26 protein-coding genes, 1 tRNA gene and 1 pseudogene are annotated in these 14,493 nt (G+C 34.5%); 5 read left to right on the forward strand and 23 right to left on the reverse strand.

The features are described from left to right. Positions 1-231, forward strand: a pseudogene (locus BUB90_RS22110) (IS110 family transposase); the annotation flags it as partial. Positions 232-307: 76 nt separating this feature from the next. Here the strand turns inward: BUB90_RS22110 and BUB90_RS22115 are convergent. The 19 genes from BUB90_RS22115 to BUB90_RS22200 form a co-directional block, all read right to left on the reverse strand. Further along, positions 308-721 (reverse strand): hypothetical protein, encoded by a 414-nt coding sequence (locus BUB90_RS22115; protein ID WP_073291656.1) that lies wholly within the window; start codon positions 719-721, stop codon positions 308-310. A gap of 17 nt (positions 722-738) precedes the next feature. Further along, the gene (locus tag BUB90_RS22120) at positions 739-1,014 is read right to left on the reverse strand and encodes a hypothetical protein (protein WP_073291658.1); all 276 of its coding nucleotides are present in this window, start codon (positions 1,012-1,014) and stop codon (positions 739-741) included. A gap of 39 nt (positions 1,015-1,053) precedes the next feature. After that, on the reverse strand, positions 1,054-1,323 hold the full coding sequence (locus BUB90_RS22125; protein WP_073291660.1) for a hypothetical protein: 270 nt from the start codon (positions 1,321-1,323) through the stop codon (positions 1,054-1,056). 61 nt (positions 1,324-1,384) lie between these two features. Then, positions 1,385-1,783, reverse strand: coding sequence for a beta-sandwich lipoprotein (locus BUB90_RS22130; RefSeq protein WP_073291662.1), 399 nt, complete (start codon positions 1,781-1,783; stop codon positions 1,385-1,387). A 29-nt stretch (positions 1,784-1,812) separates the two neighbouring features. Further along, complete coding sequence (locus tag BUB90_RS22135) at positions 1,813-2,181, reverse strand: nucleoside triphosphate pyrophosphohydrolase family protein (protein ID WP_073291664.1); 369 nt, start codon at positions 2,179-2,181, stop codon at positions 1,813-1,815. Next, complete coding sequence (locus BUB90_RS22140) at positions 2,171-2,563, reverse strand: hypothetical protein (RefSeq protein ID WP_073291667.1); 393 nt, start codon at positions 2,561-2,563, stop codon at positions 2,171-2,173. Before BUB90_RS22140 ends, BUB90_RS22135 begins: the two co-directional genes overlap by 11 nt. Beyond that, positions 2,541-2,819: a LexA family protein gene (locus tag BUB90_RS22145; RefSeq protein ID WP_073291669.1), complete on the reverse strand. Its 279-nt coding sequence runs from the start codon at positions 2,817-2,819 to the stop codon at positions 2,541-2,543. The genes BUB90_RS22140 and BUB90_RS22145 overlap by 23 nt, the downstream gene beginning before the upstream one ends. 8 nt (positions 2,820-2,827) lie before the next feature. Beyond that, positions 2,828-3,556, reverse strand: coding sequence for a hypothetical protein (locus BUB90_RS22150; RefSeq protein ID WP_073291671.1), 729 nt, complete (start codon positions 3,554-3,556; stop codon positions 2,828-2,830). A gap of 1 nt (position 3,557) precedes the next feature. Beyond that, positions 3,558-3,989, reverse strand: a complete 432-nt coding sequence (locus BUB90_RS22155; protein WP_073291674.1) for a RusA family crossover junction endodeoxyribonuclease — start codon at positions 3,987-3,989, stop codon at positions 3,558-3,560. A 136-nt stretch (positions 3,990-4,125) separates the two neighbouring features. Further along, entirely contained in the window at positions 4,126-4,407 is a 282-nt protein-coding gene (locus BUB90_RS22160) for a hypothetical protein (protein WP_073291676.1), read from the reverse strand. Next, on the reverse strand, positions 4,392-4,574 hold the full coding sequence (locus BUB90_RS22165; protein WP_073291678.1) for a hypothetical protein: 183 nt from the start codon (positions 4,572-4,574) through the stop codon (positions 4,392-4,394). Before BUB90_RS22165 ends, BUB90_RS22160 begins: the two co-directional genes overlap by 16 nt. A gap of 3 nt (positions 4,575-4,577) precedes the next feature. After that, positions 4,578-5,417, reverse strand: a complete 840-nt coding sequence (locus BUB90_RS22170) for a PD-(D/E)XK nuclease-like domain-containing protein (protein WP_073291680.1) — start codon at positions 5,415-5,417, stop codon at positions 4,578-4,580. Beyond that, positions 5,401-6,234 (reverse strand): recombinase RecT, encoded by an 834-nt coding sequence (locus BUB90_RS22175; RefSeq protein ID WP_073291682.1) that lies wholly within the window; start codon positions 6,232-6,234, stop codon positions 5,401-5,403. Before BUB90_RS22175 ends, BUB90_RS22170 begins: the two co-directional genes overlap by 17 nt. Before the next feature lie 10 nt (positions 6,235-6,244). Further along, positions 6,245-7,675 carry an ATP-binding protein gene (locus BUB90_RS22180; protein ID WP_073291684.1) on the reverse strand — a complete coding sequence of 477 codons (1,431 nt, stop codon included), beginning with the start codon at positions 7,673-7,675 and terminating at the stop codon, positions 6,245-6,247. Further along, entirely contained in the window at positions 7,662-7,826 is a 165-nt protein-coding gene (locus tag BUB90_RS23745; protein WP_170865566.1) for a hypothetical protein, read from the reverse strand. Before BUB90_RS23745 ends, BUB90_RS22180 begins: the two co-directional genes overlap by 14 nt. A gap of 78 nt (positions 7,827-7,904) precedes the next feature. After that, positions 7,905-8,150, reverse strand: a complete 246-nt coding sequence (locus BUB90_RS22185; RefSeq protein WP_073291687.1) for a hypothetical protein — start codon at positions 8,148-8,150, stop codon at positions 7,905-7,907. Continuing rightward, entirely contained in the window at positions 8,140-8,325 is a 186-nt protein-coding gene (locus tag BUB90_RS22190) for a hypothetical protein (RefSeq protein ID WP_073291689.1), read from the reverse strand. Before BUB90_RS22190 ends, BUB90_RS22185 begins: the two co-directional genes overlap by 11 nt. Before the next feature lies 1 nt (position 8,326). Further along, positions 8,327-8,602 (reverse strand): hypothetical protein, encoded by a 276-nt coding sequence (locus tag BUB90_RS22195; protein WP_073291691.1) that lies wholly within the window; start codon positions 8,600-8,602, stop codon positions 8,327-8,329. Continuing rightward, the gene (locus BUB90_RS22200) at positions 8,599-9,390 is read right to left on the reverse strand and encodes an antA/AntB antirepressor family protein (RefSeq protein ID WP_073291694.1); all 792 of its coding nucleotides are present in this window, start codon (positions 9,388-9,390) and stop codon (positions 8,599-8,601) included. Before BUB90_RS22200 ends, BUB90_RS22195 begins: the two co-directional genes overlap by 4 nt. A gap of 89 nt (positions 9,391-9,479) precedes the next feature. Between BUB90_RS22200 and BUB90_RS22205 the strand changes: the two genes are divergently transcribed. Further along, on the forward strand, positions 9,480-9,677 hold the full coding sequence (locus BUB90_RS22205; protein WP_073291696.1) for a hypothetical protein: 198 nt from the start codon (positions 9,480-9,482) through the stop codon (positions 9,675-9,677). On the opposite strand, the gene BUB90_RS23750 is transcribed toward BUB90_RS22205, so the two are convergent. Beyond that, a complete protein-coding gene (locus BUB90_RS23750) occupies positions 9,648-9,794 on the reverse strand; it encodes a hypothetical protein (protein WP_170865567.1) in 147 nt (48 codons plus the stop codon). The two genes, BUB90_RS22205 and BUB90_RS23750, sit on opposite strands and share 30 nt — an antisense overlap. Positions 9,795-9,831: 37 nt before the next feature. Next, complete coding sequence (locus tag BUB90_RS22210) at positions 9,832-10,005, reverse strand: helix-turn-helix domain-containing protein (protein ID WP_073291699.1); 174 nt, start codon at positions 10,003-10,005, stop codon at positions 9,832-9,834. A 248-nt stretch (positions 10,006-10,253) separates the two neighbouring features. Between BUB90_RS22210 and BUB90_RS22215 the strand changes: the two genes are divergently transcribed. Genes BUB90_RS22215 through BUB90_RS22225 form a run of 3 tightly spaced genes read left to right on the forward strand, consistent with a single transcriptional unit; the run spans position 10,254 to position 12,355 of the window. After that, complete coding sequence (locus tag BUB90_RS22215; protein WP_073291701.1) at positions 10,254-10,670, forward strand: helix-turn-helix domain-containing protein; 417 nt, start codon at positions 10,254-10,256, stop codon at positions 10,668-10,670. A 19-nt stretch (positions 10,671-10,689) separates the two neighbouring features. After that, positions 10,690-11,115 (forward strand): ImmA/IrrE family metallo-endopeptidase, encoded by a 426-nt coding sequence (locus BUB90_RS22220; RefSeq protein ID WP_170865568.1) that lies wholly within the window; start codon positions 10,690-10,692, stop codon positions 11,113-11,115. Positions 11,116-11,140: 25 nt separating this feature from the next. After that, on the forward strand, positions 11,141-12,355 hold the full coding sequence (locus BUB90_RS22225) for a tyrosine-type recombinase/integrase (RefSeq protein ID WP_073291706.1): 1,215 nt from the start codon (positions 11,141-11,143) through the stop codon (positions 12,353-12,355). 33 nt (positions 12,356-12,388) lie between these two features. Here BUB90_RS22225 and BUB90_RS22230 read toward each other — a convergent pair. Together BUB90_RS22230 and BUB90_RS22235 are read right to left on the reverse strand one after the other, a co-directional pair. Continuing rightward, positions 12,389-12,460, reverse strand: a tRNA-Gly gene (locus BUB90_RS22230). Positions 12,461-12,705: 245 nt separating this feature from the next. Next, positions 12,706-14,448 (reverse strand): extracellular solute-binding protein, encoded by a 1,743-nt coding sequence (locus BUB90_RS22235; protein WP_073291708.1) that lies wholly within the window; start codon positions 14,446-14,448, stop codon positions 12,706-12,708. Positions 14,449-14,493: the final 45 nt, after the last annotated feature.

A 14,493-nucleotide genomic window follows, 5' to 3' on the forward strand; every position in this document is an offset into this window, starting at 1 on the left:
CAGTTTGAAAGTCAAAATAGACATATATCCAAACGTGGCGCACCTTCTCTTAGAAAAGCTTGTTATGAAGTAATGCAATGTTTAAAGATGCATAAACCACAAGATGATCCTGTCTATCTTTTTATGATCAAGAAAGAAGAAGAAGGAAAACCTTTAAATGTTGCTAAAATGGCAGCCATAAACAAGTTTCTTCGCATCTATTACGCTAGAGTAATGGAACTCTACAAATAGCTAATTACTATATTTTACATTTCTTCTCCTGTAAATGAGGTCTATTAAAGTTACCCTTTTTTACTACATAAATACTTCAAAAAAGTACTTGACTTTTATTAGCAAGGTTTAGTTTTCTTAGTAGCTCCAGGTTATATCCACTTCTTATAAACTCCAATGTCCTGTTGTGGTTGCATGAATTTCCTAAATACGTGTAAATCAATTCAATGTCCGCATCATCAAATCTTGTGTTTAAAAATTGGTTTATACCATCTAGCATAAACTTCCTAAATTTCTTGTTTCTCCACTCCTGTGAATAAGGCATCCCTTTATGTGCAGGTCTTGACAACCATTCCAACACCTTACAATTTACATCTTCTTCGCTTTCACAATTGCTAAATTTGAAGTACGTATTTGAATATCTATGTGCTATAAATTCATCGCGCTCATTGAAAAATGAACCTATGAAATCAGCAAGCAATCTCAATCTTATTGTCTCTCTCCAGTTCATACTCACCCTCCTGTCAGTTATTCATGTATTTTTGCTAATGCCAGTTCAGCATCTAGTAAAGTACTGAAACAGTTCTCTAACTTGCACACTCTAAAACCATAATCATCATCGTTCATGCTGCATTCTTCTTCCATGTAACACAATTGCATATCAAAATCATCTCGGCAATTAAACTCTTCAGGAACTAATAAAGCATACTCGTTACATTTTGCTACGAACAAATATCCAGAAGGTTCTTCGCAATATTCATTAATTGTCCATACCCAACTACCTACTTTAAAATCTTTATCCATGCCTTTACTCCTTACCTAAACCTTTATTTGTTATACTCGTTATACTACATTTATAGCTCCAACACTCTTACACATCTCTGCTATAGAATCCTCACGATCAAATTTCCTTTGCTCTGCAGCCTTTAAATCCTCTTCATACATTTTGTCACTCTCATGTTTCAGGAGTTTCATAGCTGCGTAATATCTCGGAGTACAAATTTTGTTTTCACCATCTAGCATTTGATATAAGCCTTGCCTGCTATATCCTATTGCTTTAGCAAACGAATCGATTGTATGGTTAAACTGCTTTGCAATCTCTTTTAAGCACATTTTGTCAACTCCTTTACATTTTATTGTGTTTTCGTAAGTTCTTAGTTAGCTAAACCTTTATTTAGTCGATGTTTTCAAATTCAATTGGGATCCACATCTTTGGATTATAGTTTATTGTGTATCTATAACTTGAAACGTTGTTCACATCTAGGTCCTCGACTACGTATGTAACATTATCACTTAGTCCGATAAAGTGTTTCTTATAGGTTTTTTCTCCCTCAATAATTTCTTCAACCATAACTTCCAATTGGTTGTCGTCCATGTCAGCTTTTATTGACATCCTGCCTGTCATTTGGAACAGTGTGTCACCAACAATACAATTGATAACTGTAATTTGTCTTACAACATTGAAGTTGTCAGCTTCTTTTGATAGGTTATAAGATGCTTTCTCTGCTTGAGTTTGACACCCTGTTAATAGTAATACTGTTGTTAATGCAATAAATAATAATCCTTTTTTCATTTTAATTTCTCCTTTTGATTTAATTTTATTTAGTCTACTCTATTTATACTTGCTTGCTCACTGAATCCGTCTGGATAGCGTTTCTTTAGCTTTTCGATGTTAATCTCTGCAATCTCATTCATGCTAAATCCAAATGATTCACACATTAATGCTATGTACCACATGCAATCACTGATCTCTTTTTTTACATCCTCACCTTCAATTTGATGCCCATGGAAGATGATTTTTTTAATCATGTCATTAACTTCGCCAACTTCTCCTGCTAGTCCTAAACATGCATTAATTATTCCACCTACATCAACTATTCCTTGTCCCTTTTCTATTTCTACGTTTAGTCTTTCAGTACACTTACCGTCATTCGTCCTCATTGCTAAATTTTGATATTCATTAATATTCATCACTCATTACTCCTCCCTTTAACTTGTCATACTTCAATAAACATGACCAACTACATAGCTTACGTTCTCTATTGTTTATACACCGTTGGTATGGCCATTTACCTGCTACGCTACCTACATAATCATAAAATACCTTACCGCACACTGGACACGCATATTCTCTATCTCTAGGCTTTCTAGTAGGCTTCATAGGCTTGAATTTCTCTACCAACGCTTTTCTAGGCCTACCTTTTCTTTGCTTTCTTTTAAACCCATTTTCTTTTAAGATTTGTGATAAACTATCTGTAGACACATGGAAGTATCCGCATAGTTCATGATGTGAGTAACCATCATCATATAGTCTTTTCAATTCTTCAAGATCAACTTGATTTCGTGTTCTCACCCTCTTCACCTACCTTTACGTATGCATAACCTGGAACTCTCAATGCTCTTGACGCCCCAATCTCCGCATCCGTCTCCAACATTCCATTTTCCAACATGGTATTGATATGATTCTGTATGCAAGATGATGAAGTAATATATACACCCTTTCCTATCTCTGCAAATGTAGGTCCATATCCGTGTTCTTGGTTGTACATAACAATAAAATCTCTTATCTGCTTTCTTCGTTCCTCGCCTACTTTATTTATACGCTTCATATAATCACTCACTTTCCTTTATTCAATAATGCCTGCTCTAAGCTACTATAATCGGTTTGACTATATTCTCGCTGTGGAAACTGATTAAATTTGTTTGTAGATTTTGCTTCCTTTACTGGTTTATCTTTATCTTCTTTCTCCCATGTCCTCACAGCAGCTTTCCAGTTCTTCATTTTGTTTTTACCAACATACCAACCTTTTGATTCGTAGAAGTCAAACCACTTCTCACAATCAACCTTGTTTCCTCTTTCAAGACAATAAGCTCTTACTTCCTCAAGTGTGGGTGGAGTGAAACGACTAGATATATTATTATTTACATTGTTATCATTGTTATCATTATTGTTTGTTCGCTCTCGTGTCGCTCTCGTGTCGCTCTCGTGTCGTTTTACTGTCTTTTTGGTGTTTTCGGAATTTTGGTAATCGTCATATTTTACAATGCTTATAACCGTCTTTTTGGTGTCTTTTTTTTGTACTATCATTTCATCACTTTCTAGCAAGTTTAAAAAATTGACTGTCTTTGTATTAGACCAACCCCAGCGTTCTGTAAGCTTTCGCACCGACGTTACCATGCTTCCTCTTTCACACATTATTAGTTCATTACCTAGTAAGAATTTATTATCTTCGTGATTAACACTAAGAAGTAAATCAATCCATGCTTGTCCTTTTGAAAATGGTTTATCCTTCCATACAAAACTATCTTGTATCTTTCTTGATAGGCTTATCCACCCTTTTTCCACATTAGCCACCTACCTCTAAAAGCTTAATAATTTCTAACAACGAGTAACTAAGCCATTCTCTCTCTATCTCATAAATTTCAACTTCTATGCGAGGATTAACTTGATCTGTCCAAGTATCGAACCAAAAACGATGTATAAACTTTTGACTATCATTCTGTAGTACCTTTGCCTTTACTAAACTGTCTTGTATAAACTTCGCTGCACAACTTAATATGTTATCGTTGTCTCTTTTTTTGTTTTGCTCATAAAAGTTGTAATGGATAATAACTGGTTTTTCGATATGTAGGTTCTTAAGATGTTGTCTTATTGACCAAATTATCAAGTTCTCGTTATCTCTTTTCATTCTTCCGCCTGCTTGATAATTTTGTCTATTTGCACTTGTATATTCATTAAGCGCATCTAACCTACCTTGAATTTCAAATTTATATTTCATCGGATTCCTCCGTTTCTTCTGATTAAGAGGGAGTTGCCACACTCCCACTTGGATAAGGAAGTTGTTTAATACTGTGATATATTTAAACTAATTCCTGGTGCTAATGCGATTATGCATTATAAATTAATGAGTTACTTTATAGATATGACTTTCTAAAATCTCTACGAAAGTCGTTTCTATCACCGATTTTAAGCTCATAAATTGACTGCGCCCAACACTTCAACGCTAAATCAATTATTCTGTTCTTGTGTGGGCATTCTGCGCTTCCTGTGTGGTGTTTATTACATAGTGGCACTGTCAAATGATACTTATCAGCTACCGCTCTATTCGATGTCCCGAAGAATACATGATGTTCTTCTACATTGTTACTGGAACAGAATATACAGTGTTCTGTATCATCTACTAAGATTGATTGCATGTTCTCACCTTCTGTTCATCGTTAATTGCCTTTTTGCGTTGTTCTAATTGCTTTATTAGATACCTCGATACATCACAACCCATACTTCGCTTTTCTTCTTTTGTTGCAATGCTATTTATCATGCAATAATTATCATTAATAAATTGTATTGCTTTATCTATTTTCATGCTCTATACCTCCCCTATTAAATCACTGGACCATATAGGCACGGTTAGTACTCTTGTGTGCTTGCAATAGTCACATTGCTCGCATCTAATTGGCTCGTAATCGTTATTCTTAAGCTGCAATACCTTTTGAGTATTGTGTTCTACTTCTGCAAGTGCTTCGTCTAGTAAACTCTGCTCTACTGCAATTACTTGTATATCTGGTACCTTCTCTTTAGATACAGCAGCTATATAAAACGGTAGTTTAAAGCATTGTTCCTTTTCTTCTTCTGTCTTACAGTTAGCTAATTGATTTAGGTATTCGACTTGCTGATACACAGCACCTTGTATGTAGTAACCCCATTCGCTTAGGAAATTCATATATCCGCTATCTTTGTGATAAAATACCTTACTGATTGACTGGCACGTCTTAAGGTCTACTATGCATTTACCCTTGTGATAGCTGTCAATTTTAATCTTCCAATCTGCACCGAACATATTAGCTGTCATGATTATTTGCTTCTCACCTGCCATAAACTGCGAGAATAGTTCATCACGTTCGCATCGTTCAATCATTTCATTAGCTTTAATGTACTTAGCCATGAGCGAACCATCTTTTTTAAACATACATGGGTGCTGTGCTTTAAATAAATCAAGTGTTCCTTCGAAGTGAGAATCAACATAAGACCCAACCATTAACGCATCTGATTCTTCCATATCCTCAACCCACATACCGTTGAGTTTTGCAATGGCATAGGCTTCACAGCCTACCTTCCCATGCGTACCTATAAAGTTTTTATATTGTGATACTGATAAATATGCTTTGTCTGCTTCTTGACTAAAATAATTCTCACTCGTTAGGATCATGTTCTACCTCGCTTCCTTGTGGTACAAATGGGTTAGGTGCATCTTCTTTAACTTCTTTGTTATCTGCATATTCTCCTTCTTGTAATTCATCTGAATATACTTTTTGATCATCTTGTATTGCTCTTTGCATATCAACGCTAAGTACTCCCCATCTACTAAGAAGTAGTTTTAATACAGTTTTTCTAGCCATAGAATCAAAATCTGTTGTCCATTTACTTGATGACCAACCTTTATTTAAATCTTGCTTATATGAAGCAGAATACTGAATTGCATGATTTCTACATTCATCAACTGTCATATACAACTCTTTTCTAAATCCAGTTAGTAACTTGAACCAAGCATAAAACCCAACCACTTTATCTTTCTTTCCTTCTTTTCTTTGTGTGCATTTTGAGAAGTCCGTTACAAGTTTTAATTCGCCCGTGATAGGATTGTACGTTTCAAGTTCATCTTCATATACTTCAGATACATTCATATTCTCGTATGCTCCACTTCTGATAGCTAACTGAACAAAACCCTTATACATCATTTGAAACTGTGCATTTGTTACCTTGTTTTTATAGTCCTTGTAAGGAACTAAAGCGGAAAAGCCCAAATTACTATCAATTGGCAAATCATAACTTGCAGCAACAAATGCAGCACTCATTATAGTTGATGGAACACATTCTTGTAGTTGCTTATTAGCTTGTATTGCGTTTGTAATTGAAGCCATAAACTGTGGTGCTTTACTTCCTAGAACTTCATTAAAGCGTTGCTTTACACTATCCTGTGACAAGAAATTTTTAACTTGTCCAATTACTGATACTTCATTACTCATAAATAACCTCCTACAATTCAATAACTGTTAATTCATCATCATCAGTTGTTCTAGTTGCAATGATCTGTAAACCTTTAGCTTTACATTTCTCGTATAAACGGTTCTTAAGCTCTGTAGATAGCTTTTCTACTCCATCAATTAAAATAATCTGTAATCCGTTTGGCTTTTGAATTGCTACATCTACGCACAAGTCAAGCTTTTCACCATCACTTAGGTTGCTAACTGGTAAATCATGAATAAGAGGTATGCCATCTACTACCGTTAATCCATCAATAGGAATAGTTGCTGTTTGGAGAATCTCTCCAGGTAATGTTCTAGCCTTTTCAATCTTATTAGTGAGAATATCAGATTCAACTCTTAAATCATCAATTTCACCTTGTGTACGTTGCATACGGCGGTATTCATTAATAAGGCCTTTCATCTTCTCCATATTCTCAGCATCTTTCTGCAGCTCTGTAGTGTCTTGTGGTTCTTTATCCAAATACTCTGCATACTCTGCGACCTCAGCATCAAATTTAGCAACATTAGCCTTATATTGATTCTCGATAACATCTTTCTTGTCTTGTTTCTTAGATCCAAGATTTGATTTTTCTGTTTCAAGCTCTTTTATCTGTGCCTGTAACTTAATTACTTCTTTCTCTATGTAAGATTCTTTATTGCTAAATTCAGTGTCTAGTGCCGACAAAGCAATTTGACGATCTGCATCATACTTACGAATCTTACTCTCCCTACCTTCTTGTAACATCTTCGCTTTTTCAATTGTTTGGTTCTCTTTTCGAATGCGTTCAATCTGCGTATATAATTCTCCTGTAGAAGCATTTTCCCAGTACTCTACGTTATAGTTAGCAGGGATTGAAGAAGCTACATCTTCGCAAATTGCTTTCTTATTTTTGATGTTTCTGTTAAGGTCTTGTCTATCTTGAAAATACTTACCTTTTTCGGACTGAATATCATTAAGAATCTGTAAAATATTCTGCTCATAGTTAATCCATGCAGGTATTTCGCCGAACCATTCCTTGATAGTTTCTAAGGTCCAAGGGTATTCAATCATGTTAAGGATAGTAGCGTTCTGATCGTTCTTACTCATAGCAAGAAACTCTACTGGATTAAGTTGTAGCGAAGTAAATATATCCTTAAGAAATGTCTCTGGACTTGCTACTTCTGTGCCACTTTGCTTGATACTCTTGTAATCTGCCTTATTGGTACGAATTTTTCTGTCAATCTTTAAACCTGTGTCTGTCTCAATGATGATTTCACCTTCTGTCTCACCTTTGTGGACTTTATAATCACGATTGCTACTATTTGTTAATGCTAATCTAATAGCATCAATTATAGAAGATTTTCCTGCACCGTTTTTACCTGTAAGCTCAACACTTGTTCCATCTAATTCCTTTTCTTTTATACCGAATAAACTTTTAATTTGAATTTTAGATATTCTCATTCCTATATTCCTCCCGTTTATCTTCATATGTCACGCATACGTTATATGATTTGTTGTTAATAGTTATCGTTTCATGATTATTGTCAGTATGGCATACAGTACCGTCACCATACTTGCATGTGCAATCATCACACCCGCTAGTACGTACCACTTGACTATTACCTCCATTTGTGATATTCTCACCTTGAATAATTATTTTAGTGCTTGAATCCTTTGGAATGGCCGTTCCTTAGGATTCTTTTTCTCTTAATCCGTAATACTCTTGAACTTTCTTTACTGCAATAGCTGTTTCGAGTGTAGGATCAGTTTCTAACATTTCATTTATTAGATGATTAACTATATCAACCTTGAAATCTGGTACTAAACGCTGTGCTGTTGGTTCTGCTCTTACTTTCCCACCGTAACCACAATCCATAGGTTTTTTATGTAGCTGCGTTGCTACTCCGTTCATCTTGCTTATTATGCTAATACTCAAACCGCTTTCCCCTCCTTGTGCTCATATTATGTATTGCCGCTTTACAATAACTGTTACTAATTGCTATGTTTTTCTTTTGTTTCTTAACATCGTCCAACTCTTTTCGTCTTTCAATGTAAGTTTCACAATGATCGTGACAACCTAGATATCTGATTGTGCAAGTCTTGCAATCCATACTACATACCTTCTTTCGATGTTCTAATGCTCAGCATTCCTAATACATAGAATAAAGCACTTAGTAATAACACTTGTGGAAATACTTGTCCAAATAAACTCGTATCCTTAAATACCTTGCAACTAACTAGAATATCTACAACAAACACGAATATTGCTAATACTGCGCTTACGAAATGAATAACTGGCTTGCACTTTATTACTAACTTGACTACATACTCTATTGCAATCAAGATAAGCAATTTTACTATTTCTAAAAGTGCCTTTGCTGTTTTCATAGGCTACAACCGTATTTGATTGCCATATCCTTTACAATTGCTACATACCCCTCTATAAGTTTCTTATCTTCTGCTATAACATCTAGATATGAAAGCTTGTCTCTCTTTGACTTGCAGACACCTTCTTCTGCCATTCGTCTACGCTTATTTGTAAGTCTTGTTTTCACATCTACCCCAAACCTCTTATTTAGCAGATCATAGCTTTCGGCTCTTACTTCGCTGTATGCTGCACCTCCATCACGTTGCTGTGCAATCTTTCTAAGAAGTTTCCCTGTATCTTCTCTCCATGATGTAGTATCAAGTGAAACAACTTCACGGATTGCATCAACCTTCTGTTCAATCTTTTGATTATCCTCTTTCATCTTCTGCAACTCTATGTATTGCTTTGCTTGCTGATCGAATATACTTTTGAACATTTGTAGTTCTGGTGGAAGTTCCGATGTACTTATCACCACTTCTTTTAGCTTGTCCTCTACTCCAATAAAATAATTTCTTGCATCTTTACCTTTGTAACTATGGGATTCCATAGAAAGATGTTTCGCAAAATCTGTTGTAATCTTTGCATCCTTAGTTTCGTTACCGTTCGTCACCGTGACGAACCCTATCCAATCTGTATTTTCTTCGAAGTATTCATTTTCCTCTATGTTCTTTTTAAACCATCTTGAATAATTACTTCTGTCCAATTCTAAAAAGTCATAAAGCTTCTTAGCTGTTGTCATTCCTTTTTCATCAATACCTAATGCTATTTCGATAGGTGTTTGATTTGTTATTGTTAGTAAATCGTTCATATAATCTTCCTTTCTTGTAATATTTTGTATTTTCTCCTATAATGTAAGTACCGTGTACCAGACGGAATACATACGAAAGGAGAATACTTATGACTGATAATGAAAAACGTGCTCATGATTTAGCAATTTTGTCTACTCACCTACTATTCGAAATGAAAGATAGTGATAATAAATCTTTCAATAAACAAAATCCTAATAATCCAAAAGATTTTAGATTTGATACATTTGGTGAATATGAATCTGCTTACAACATCTTTTTAAACCGTTTTACTAGCACTTCTAAATAGCTTACCGTCTAGTGTTATGGTAGTTTCATTAATAGTTTTTTGCTGACTTTGTACTTCTGTTGCAAGGTCAGCAACTTTCTTTTCTAATGTTTTTACTCTTTGTTCTAATTCGTTCATGTGATCTCCTTTCTATGTATTGTAATATGTAATTACCCTATACAATTGTTAGTTTACTAGTTTCAAATTGATTGATATGTTCCTCGCTTACTTTGTAGCACTTACCAACTTTGAAAGCTGCTAACTTTTTTGTGCGTATCCACTTCCACACTGTAGACTTTTCAACCCCATATCTAGCAGCAACTTCATCACATGTGTATAGTTTTGTCATATTATGTCACCTCTTTTCATAATTATAATAGTTAGTTTATACTTGCGTTTAGTTAACTAATATGCTATACTTAATTTTGCGAGATTAAGTAATTAATATTTAGAAAGCTTCACTTGAATAAACTATCAGTTGTTTATACTTTCTTTTAGTTAAGTATGAGTATACTATATCATCCCAAAAGTAAGTAGTCAATACCTTTTTAGTTTATTCCTGTTAAGTATACTCTTTTTGTGAAAGGTGAATAAAAAATGTATAGTATATTTGAACAATTGTTACTAAAATATGGTGTATCTGCATACAAAGTCGCTAAAGATACTGGAATAACACAAGCATCATTAAGCAAATGGAAGGCTGGTAGAACTAATCCAAGTTCGGAAACATTACAAAAGATAGCAAATTATTTTGGTGTAACAGTTGATTATTTAATGACTGGTATAGAAAATGGTAAAAAGAAATCAGAACTTACACCTAAAGACGAAAGAGATATATCAAAGAAGTTAATTGATACGCTAAATCAATTAGAATCGCAAGATGGATTGATGTTCGATGGCGAAGCAATGGATGAAGAAACAAAAGAATTGCTTAAGATAAGTCTAGAGAGTGCAATAAGAACTGCAAAAATTAAAGCAAAGAAGAAATTCACACCAAAGAAATACCTTAAATAAAAATAGAGGGGCGATTTATTTGTCGAACATTAAAAGTATTGTTCATGAATTGTTAAAAAAATATAATACAAATTCTCCATACCAATTATGCGAACTACTTGATATTGAAGTGTTTAAATGCGAACTCGGAACAATAAAAGGGTACTATCACCACGCATACAGAATTAAGCAAATTTATTTGAACTCTAATCTGTCTAGAAGAGAAGAAAAGCTAGTATTAGCTCATGAACTTGGACATGCTATTATGCACCCCAATTCTAATACTCCATTTTTTAAAGCAAATACATTTACTTCTATTGATAAATTAGAAAAACAGGCGAATACATTTGCTATGCATTGTCTCATTTCAGATAATGATTTATACGAATGTAGTAATTACACTGTATCTCAATTATCTATACTGTTTGGCTATGACGAAGAATTAATAAGTCTAAGGTTGTCATAAACAAAGTTTAGAAAGGGATGATTAAATGAAAGGATCAGTTCAGCAAAAAAAGTCAACGGGTAAATGGTACCCTGTCATTTATGACAAGGAAACCAAAAAACACAAATGGGGTAAAGGATATACTTCCAAGCGTGTTGCTGAAACCGAGCTAAGAAAGCTACTTAATGCATATGATGATGGAAAGATAAAATACGGAAAAAATGAAACTTTTGAATCAGTCTACAATGATTGGATAGAAATGATTGCTCCTGAACTTTATAAGTCTGTCACACAAATGATATGCATAAAAAGTTATATGAAGAAACATGTTATTCCTATGTTTGGAGATACAGAGATTGATCGTATAGAAACTAAGGACTTGCAACGTTTTTTTTATAAACTCAAAGTAGACAAGTGGATAGATGACAAAGATAATCCAGGAAAGAAAATAGTAATTAAACAACCTGCTTCAGCAGCTACTAAGAAAAAGATATACTCTCCTTTAAATTCAATATTTAAATCAGCAAAAAAATGGGGATTAATAGACGTAAATCCATGTGATGATGTAGAGTTAAAATCACCTGCATTACTTCAAAAAGATACCTGGACAAGTGAAGATATATTTTACTTTTTCTCATTAGAAAATGTGCTTCAAAGTGACTACTATCTTCCGTTCTTGATACTAGCAACAACTGGTATGAGACGGTCTGAAGCTTGTGGTCTTAAGTGGTCAGATTTTCACGAAACCTATGTGCTGTTAAACCAAGGATTGGATCAATATGGAAATGAAACAGACCTTAAAACAAACGGAAGTCATAGAAGAATCGATTTAATGGGACTAACTATATCTGCTATTAATGAGCAAAAGAAAAAACAGCAACTGATAGGACAAAATATCGTTACTGCTCCTAATATATGTAAGTATATAATAACAGATTCGTTTAACAAACCAATAAATCCATCTGTAATATCTAAAAATTTCAGAAAAATGATTATAAAGAATAATAAAGATAATGAACGTAAACTACCACAAATACCACTAAAGAATTTAAGGCATAGCTTTGCTACTATGCTAATTTATGAAGAATCTGTTAATATAAAAGTTGTATCAGAAGTTTTGGGTCACGCCCGGACAAGCACTACTCAAAACTTCTATCAGGCATCAGCCGTTAGTATGCATTCTACTGCTGTAAATAATCTTGAAAACACCATTTTCAAAAAGTCGTTAGAAAAACCGTTAGAAGCTAAAAAGAAAGCATAAAGTAAAAAGCATGAAGAACCTTATTTTACAACAAGCACGAGACGGGATTCGAACCCGCGACCCTCGCCTTGGGAAGGCAATACTCCACCACTGAGCCACTCGTGCAACTTATTAAATTAAAGAATACTTAAGCATCATAGCACCTCTCTATTTAAGTAATATTTTACCACTTATTTATTATATATTCAATCTTATTTTATCTAATCTGAGAATTTATAGGTTGAAAACTCTATACCGTAGAATCCTTTCCAAGTCCATATCTATCAAAAAATACTACCACAATCACGGTAGTATTTTTTGATAGATTTTTTTTATGTGTTATGAGTAAACTTTTTCAATACCTATACATTTTAATTCCCTGATGACCAAAATTCAACTTGCTTTTGAATAAGCCCTGTTAACAATCCGTTTGCCTTATCTACCCCTGCAGCCTTAAAATCTTTTTGCATCTTATCCCACGCAGTATCAAATTCTCCTTCTTTCGCCATAACACATGAGATGAGTCCTGACCAAGCAATTTCATCTAATTTTGTCGCATATGTATTGAATTCATCCGTTAGATTCTGCTTATAGACAGGTGCATAATTTGGTATCTCAAACTCATTTGCTTGTGGGAAGATATCTGTCAACAACTCAACTCCCCATGCTTCTTTTGCTTTCTTTTGCGCTTCTGTATAATTACTGATAACTGCATCCTTTGAATTTGTTGTATAGGTTGATCCCGTAGAATCAACTACACCATCTCCATGTATTGGCCATGGATAATTATGTATTCCGATACCACTTTTATATTTATAATCTGGATCTTCTTGTGATTTCTTAATTTCTTCATCTTTTCTATATCTATGACCCTCATCATCGATAAAATAATTCACATCTTTAATTCCCCAATTAATAAGTACTTGTGCTTCATCTGAACAAAGCCAATCTAAGAATTTAATTGCTCGTACTGGATCTTTACATGCTTTTGTAATACCAATCCCCCAACCAACTGTAAGACCTTGATTCTTTAAGGAAGCAGCTTTTTGATCCGCATTCATAGTTACAGGAAGTCCAGCATAGGTTCTATCTGATTTTCCATCTGCTCTCAATACCGTTTCCGCATCTCTATAATCCCAGTCTGCATCTAATAATCCTAATACACGTCCTGTAGAAATCTTAGCAATATAATCATCATGTGTCTGTGTTGCGAAATCTGGATCAAGCACACCTTCTAGATACATACGGTTTAACCATTGATAATATTCTTTTTGCCCTGTAGCCGTATGCTTATAAGTAGCTTGATAATTATTGGCATCATCTACAATCCATTGTCCATTATCCGGTGAAGCATTTGCTATAAATCCAGAAGGATTTGCCAATGTAATCAGCCAGTGCCAGTCAGAACAAGATAACGTAAATCCAATGGTATCTAGTCCATCAATCTGAGGATTTGCTGCCATATAATCTTTGATCATCTTTTCATATTGTTCTAAGGTCTTAGGAATCTCATAATTATTGGCTTCTAAAACAGCAAACTGTAACTGTGCAGTACCACTCGTAGTATAAGAGGTTTGCCCTACACCTGCACTACATAACTGGTAAATTGCTGGATCATCCTGCGTATAACGTAACTTACCATATTCTTCTCCATACAAAGCCTTAATATTAGGGCCATACTGGTCAATTAGTTCTGTCATATCAATCAGCGCTCCCGCTGATATAAGGGCATCCACGTCATCTTTTGCAAAGATAAGATCTGGATATTCCTCCGAGGCAATCATAAGAGAGACTCTCTGGTCATCACCATCTACAGGGAAATCTTGATTTATCTTAATTCCCGTCTGCTTTGTAATCTCCTGTGCTACAGGATCTGTCCATGGATCTTCTTTCGTACCATCTGCATTATAGAATGTAAATGTCATAGGTTTCAAATCTTCTTTCGTCTCAGTTTCCGCTTTCTGAGTCGTTCCATCTGCTGTTTGAGATGTCTCTTTTGAATCTGTGGTCGTAACTTCATCTTTGGTCGCAGATTTCTTACAACCAGATAACATAGTTACTACCATACACATAATAACTAACCCTGAAACAATTCTTTTTTTCAATACCTTCATAATTTTCCCCCTAAACTAAATTTTTGTTGCCTCACGTAACAAACT

This window comes from Anaerosporobacter mobilis DSM 15930 (assembly GCF_900142955.1).
Classification (GTDB): domain Bacteria; phylum Bacillota; class Clostridia; order Lachnospirales; family Lachnospiraceae; genus Anaerosporobacter; species Anaerosporobacter mobilis.

Coding starts and splice junctions, on each gene's coding strand:
- BUB90_RS22195 (WP_073291691.1), bottom strand. CDS start 8,602: ATGAAAACAGCAAAGGCACTTTTAGAAATAGTAAAATTGCTTATCTTG.
- BUB90_RS22190 (WP_073291689.1), bottom strand. CDS start 8,325: ATGGATTGCAAGACTTGCACAATCAGATATCTAGGTTGTCACGATCAT.
- BUB90_RS22115 (WP_073291656.1), bottom strand. CDS start 721: ATGAACTGGAGAGAGACAATAAGATTGAGATTGCTTGCTGATTTCATA.
- BUB90_RS22135 (WP_073291664.1), bottom strand. CDS start 2,181: ATGAATATTAATGAATATCAAAATTTAGCAATGAGGACGAATGACGGT.
- BUB90_RS22200 (WP_073291694.1), bottom strand. CDS start 9,390: ATGAACGATTTACTAACAATAACAAATCAAACACCTATCGAAATAGCA.
- BUB90_RS22165 (WP_073291678.1), bottom strand. CDS start 4,574: ATGAAAATAGATAAAGCAATACAATTTATTAATGATAATTATTGCATG.
- BUB90_RS22215 (WP_073291701.1), top strand. CDS start 10,254: ATGTATAGTATATTTGAACAATTGTTACTAAAATATGGTGTATCTGCA.
- BUB90_RS22205 (WP_073291696.1), top strand. CDS start 9,480: ATGACTGATAATGAAAAACGTGCTCATGATTTAGCAATTTTGTCTACT.
- BUB90_RS22125 (WP_073291660.1), bottom strand. CDS start 1,323: ATGTGCTTAAAAGAGATTGCAAAGCAGTTTAACCATACAATCGATTCG.
- BUB90_RS22130 (WP_073291662.1), bottom strand. CDS start 1,783: ATGAAAAAAGGATTATTATTTATTGCATTAACAACAGTATTACTATTA.
- BUB90_RS22180 (WP_073291684.1), bottom strand. CDS start 7,675: ATGAGAATATCTAAAATTCAAATTAAAAGTTTATTCGGTATAAAAGAA.
- BUB90_RS22160 (WP_073291676.1), bottom strand. CDS start 4,407: ATGCAATCAATCTTAGTAGATGATACAGAACACTGTATATTCTGTTCC.
- BUB90_RS23750 (WP_170865567.1), bottom strand. CDS start 9,794: ATGAACGAATTAGAACAAAGAGTAAAAACATTAGAAAAGAAAGTTGCT.
- BUB90_RS22120 (WP_073291658.1), bottom strand. CDS start 1,014: ATGGATAAAGATTTTAAAGTAGGTAGTTGGGTATGGACAATTAATGAA.
- BUB90_RS22235 (WP_073291708.1), bottom strand. CDS start 14,448: ATGAAGGTATTGAAAAAAAGAATTGTTTCAGGGTTAGTTATTATGTGT.
- BUB90_RS22145 (WP_073291669.1), bottom strand. CDS start 2,819: ATGAAGCGTATAAATAAAGTAGGCGAGGAACGAAGAAAGCAGATAAGA.
- BUB90_RS22225 (WP_073291706.1), top strand. CDS start 11,141: ATGAAAGGATCAGTTCAGCAAAAAAAGTCAACGGGTAAATGGTACCCT.
- BUB90_RS22170 (WP_073291680.1), bottom strand. CDS start 5,417: ATGATCCTAACGAGTGAGAATTATTTTAGTCAAGAAGCAGACAAAGCA.
- BUB90_RS22175 (WP_073291682.1), bottom strand. CDS start 6,234: ATGAGTAATGAAGTATCAGTAATTGGACAAGTTAAAAATTTCTTGTCA.
- BUB90_RS22210 (WP_073291699.1), bottom strand. CDS start 10,005: ATGACAAAACTATACACATGTGATGAAGTTGCTGCTAGATATGGGGTT.
- BUB90_RS22155 (WP_073291674.1), bottom strand. CDS start 3,989: ATGAAATATAAATTTGAAATTCAAGGTAGGTTAGATGCGCTTAATGAA.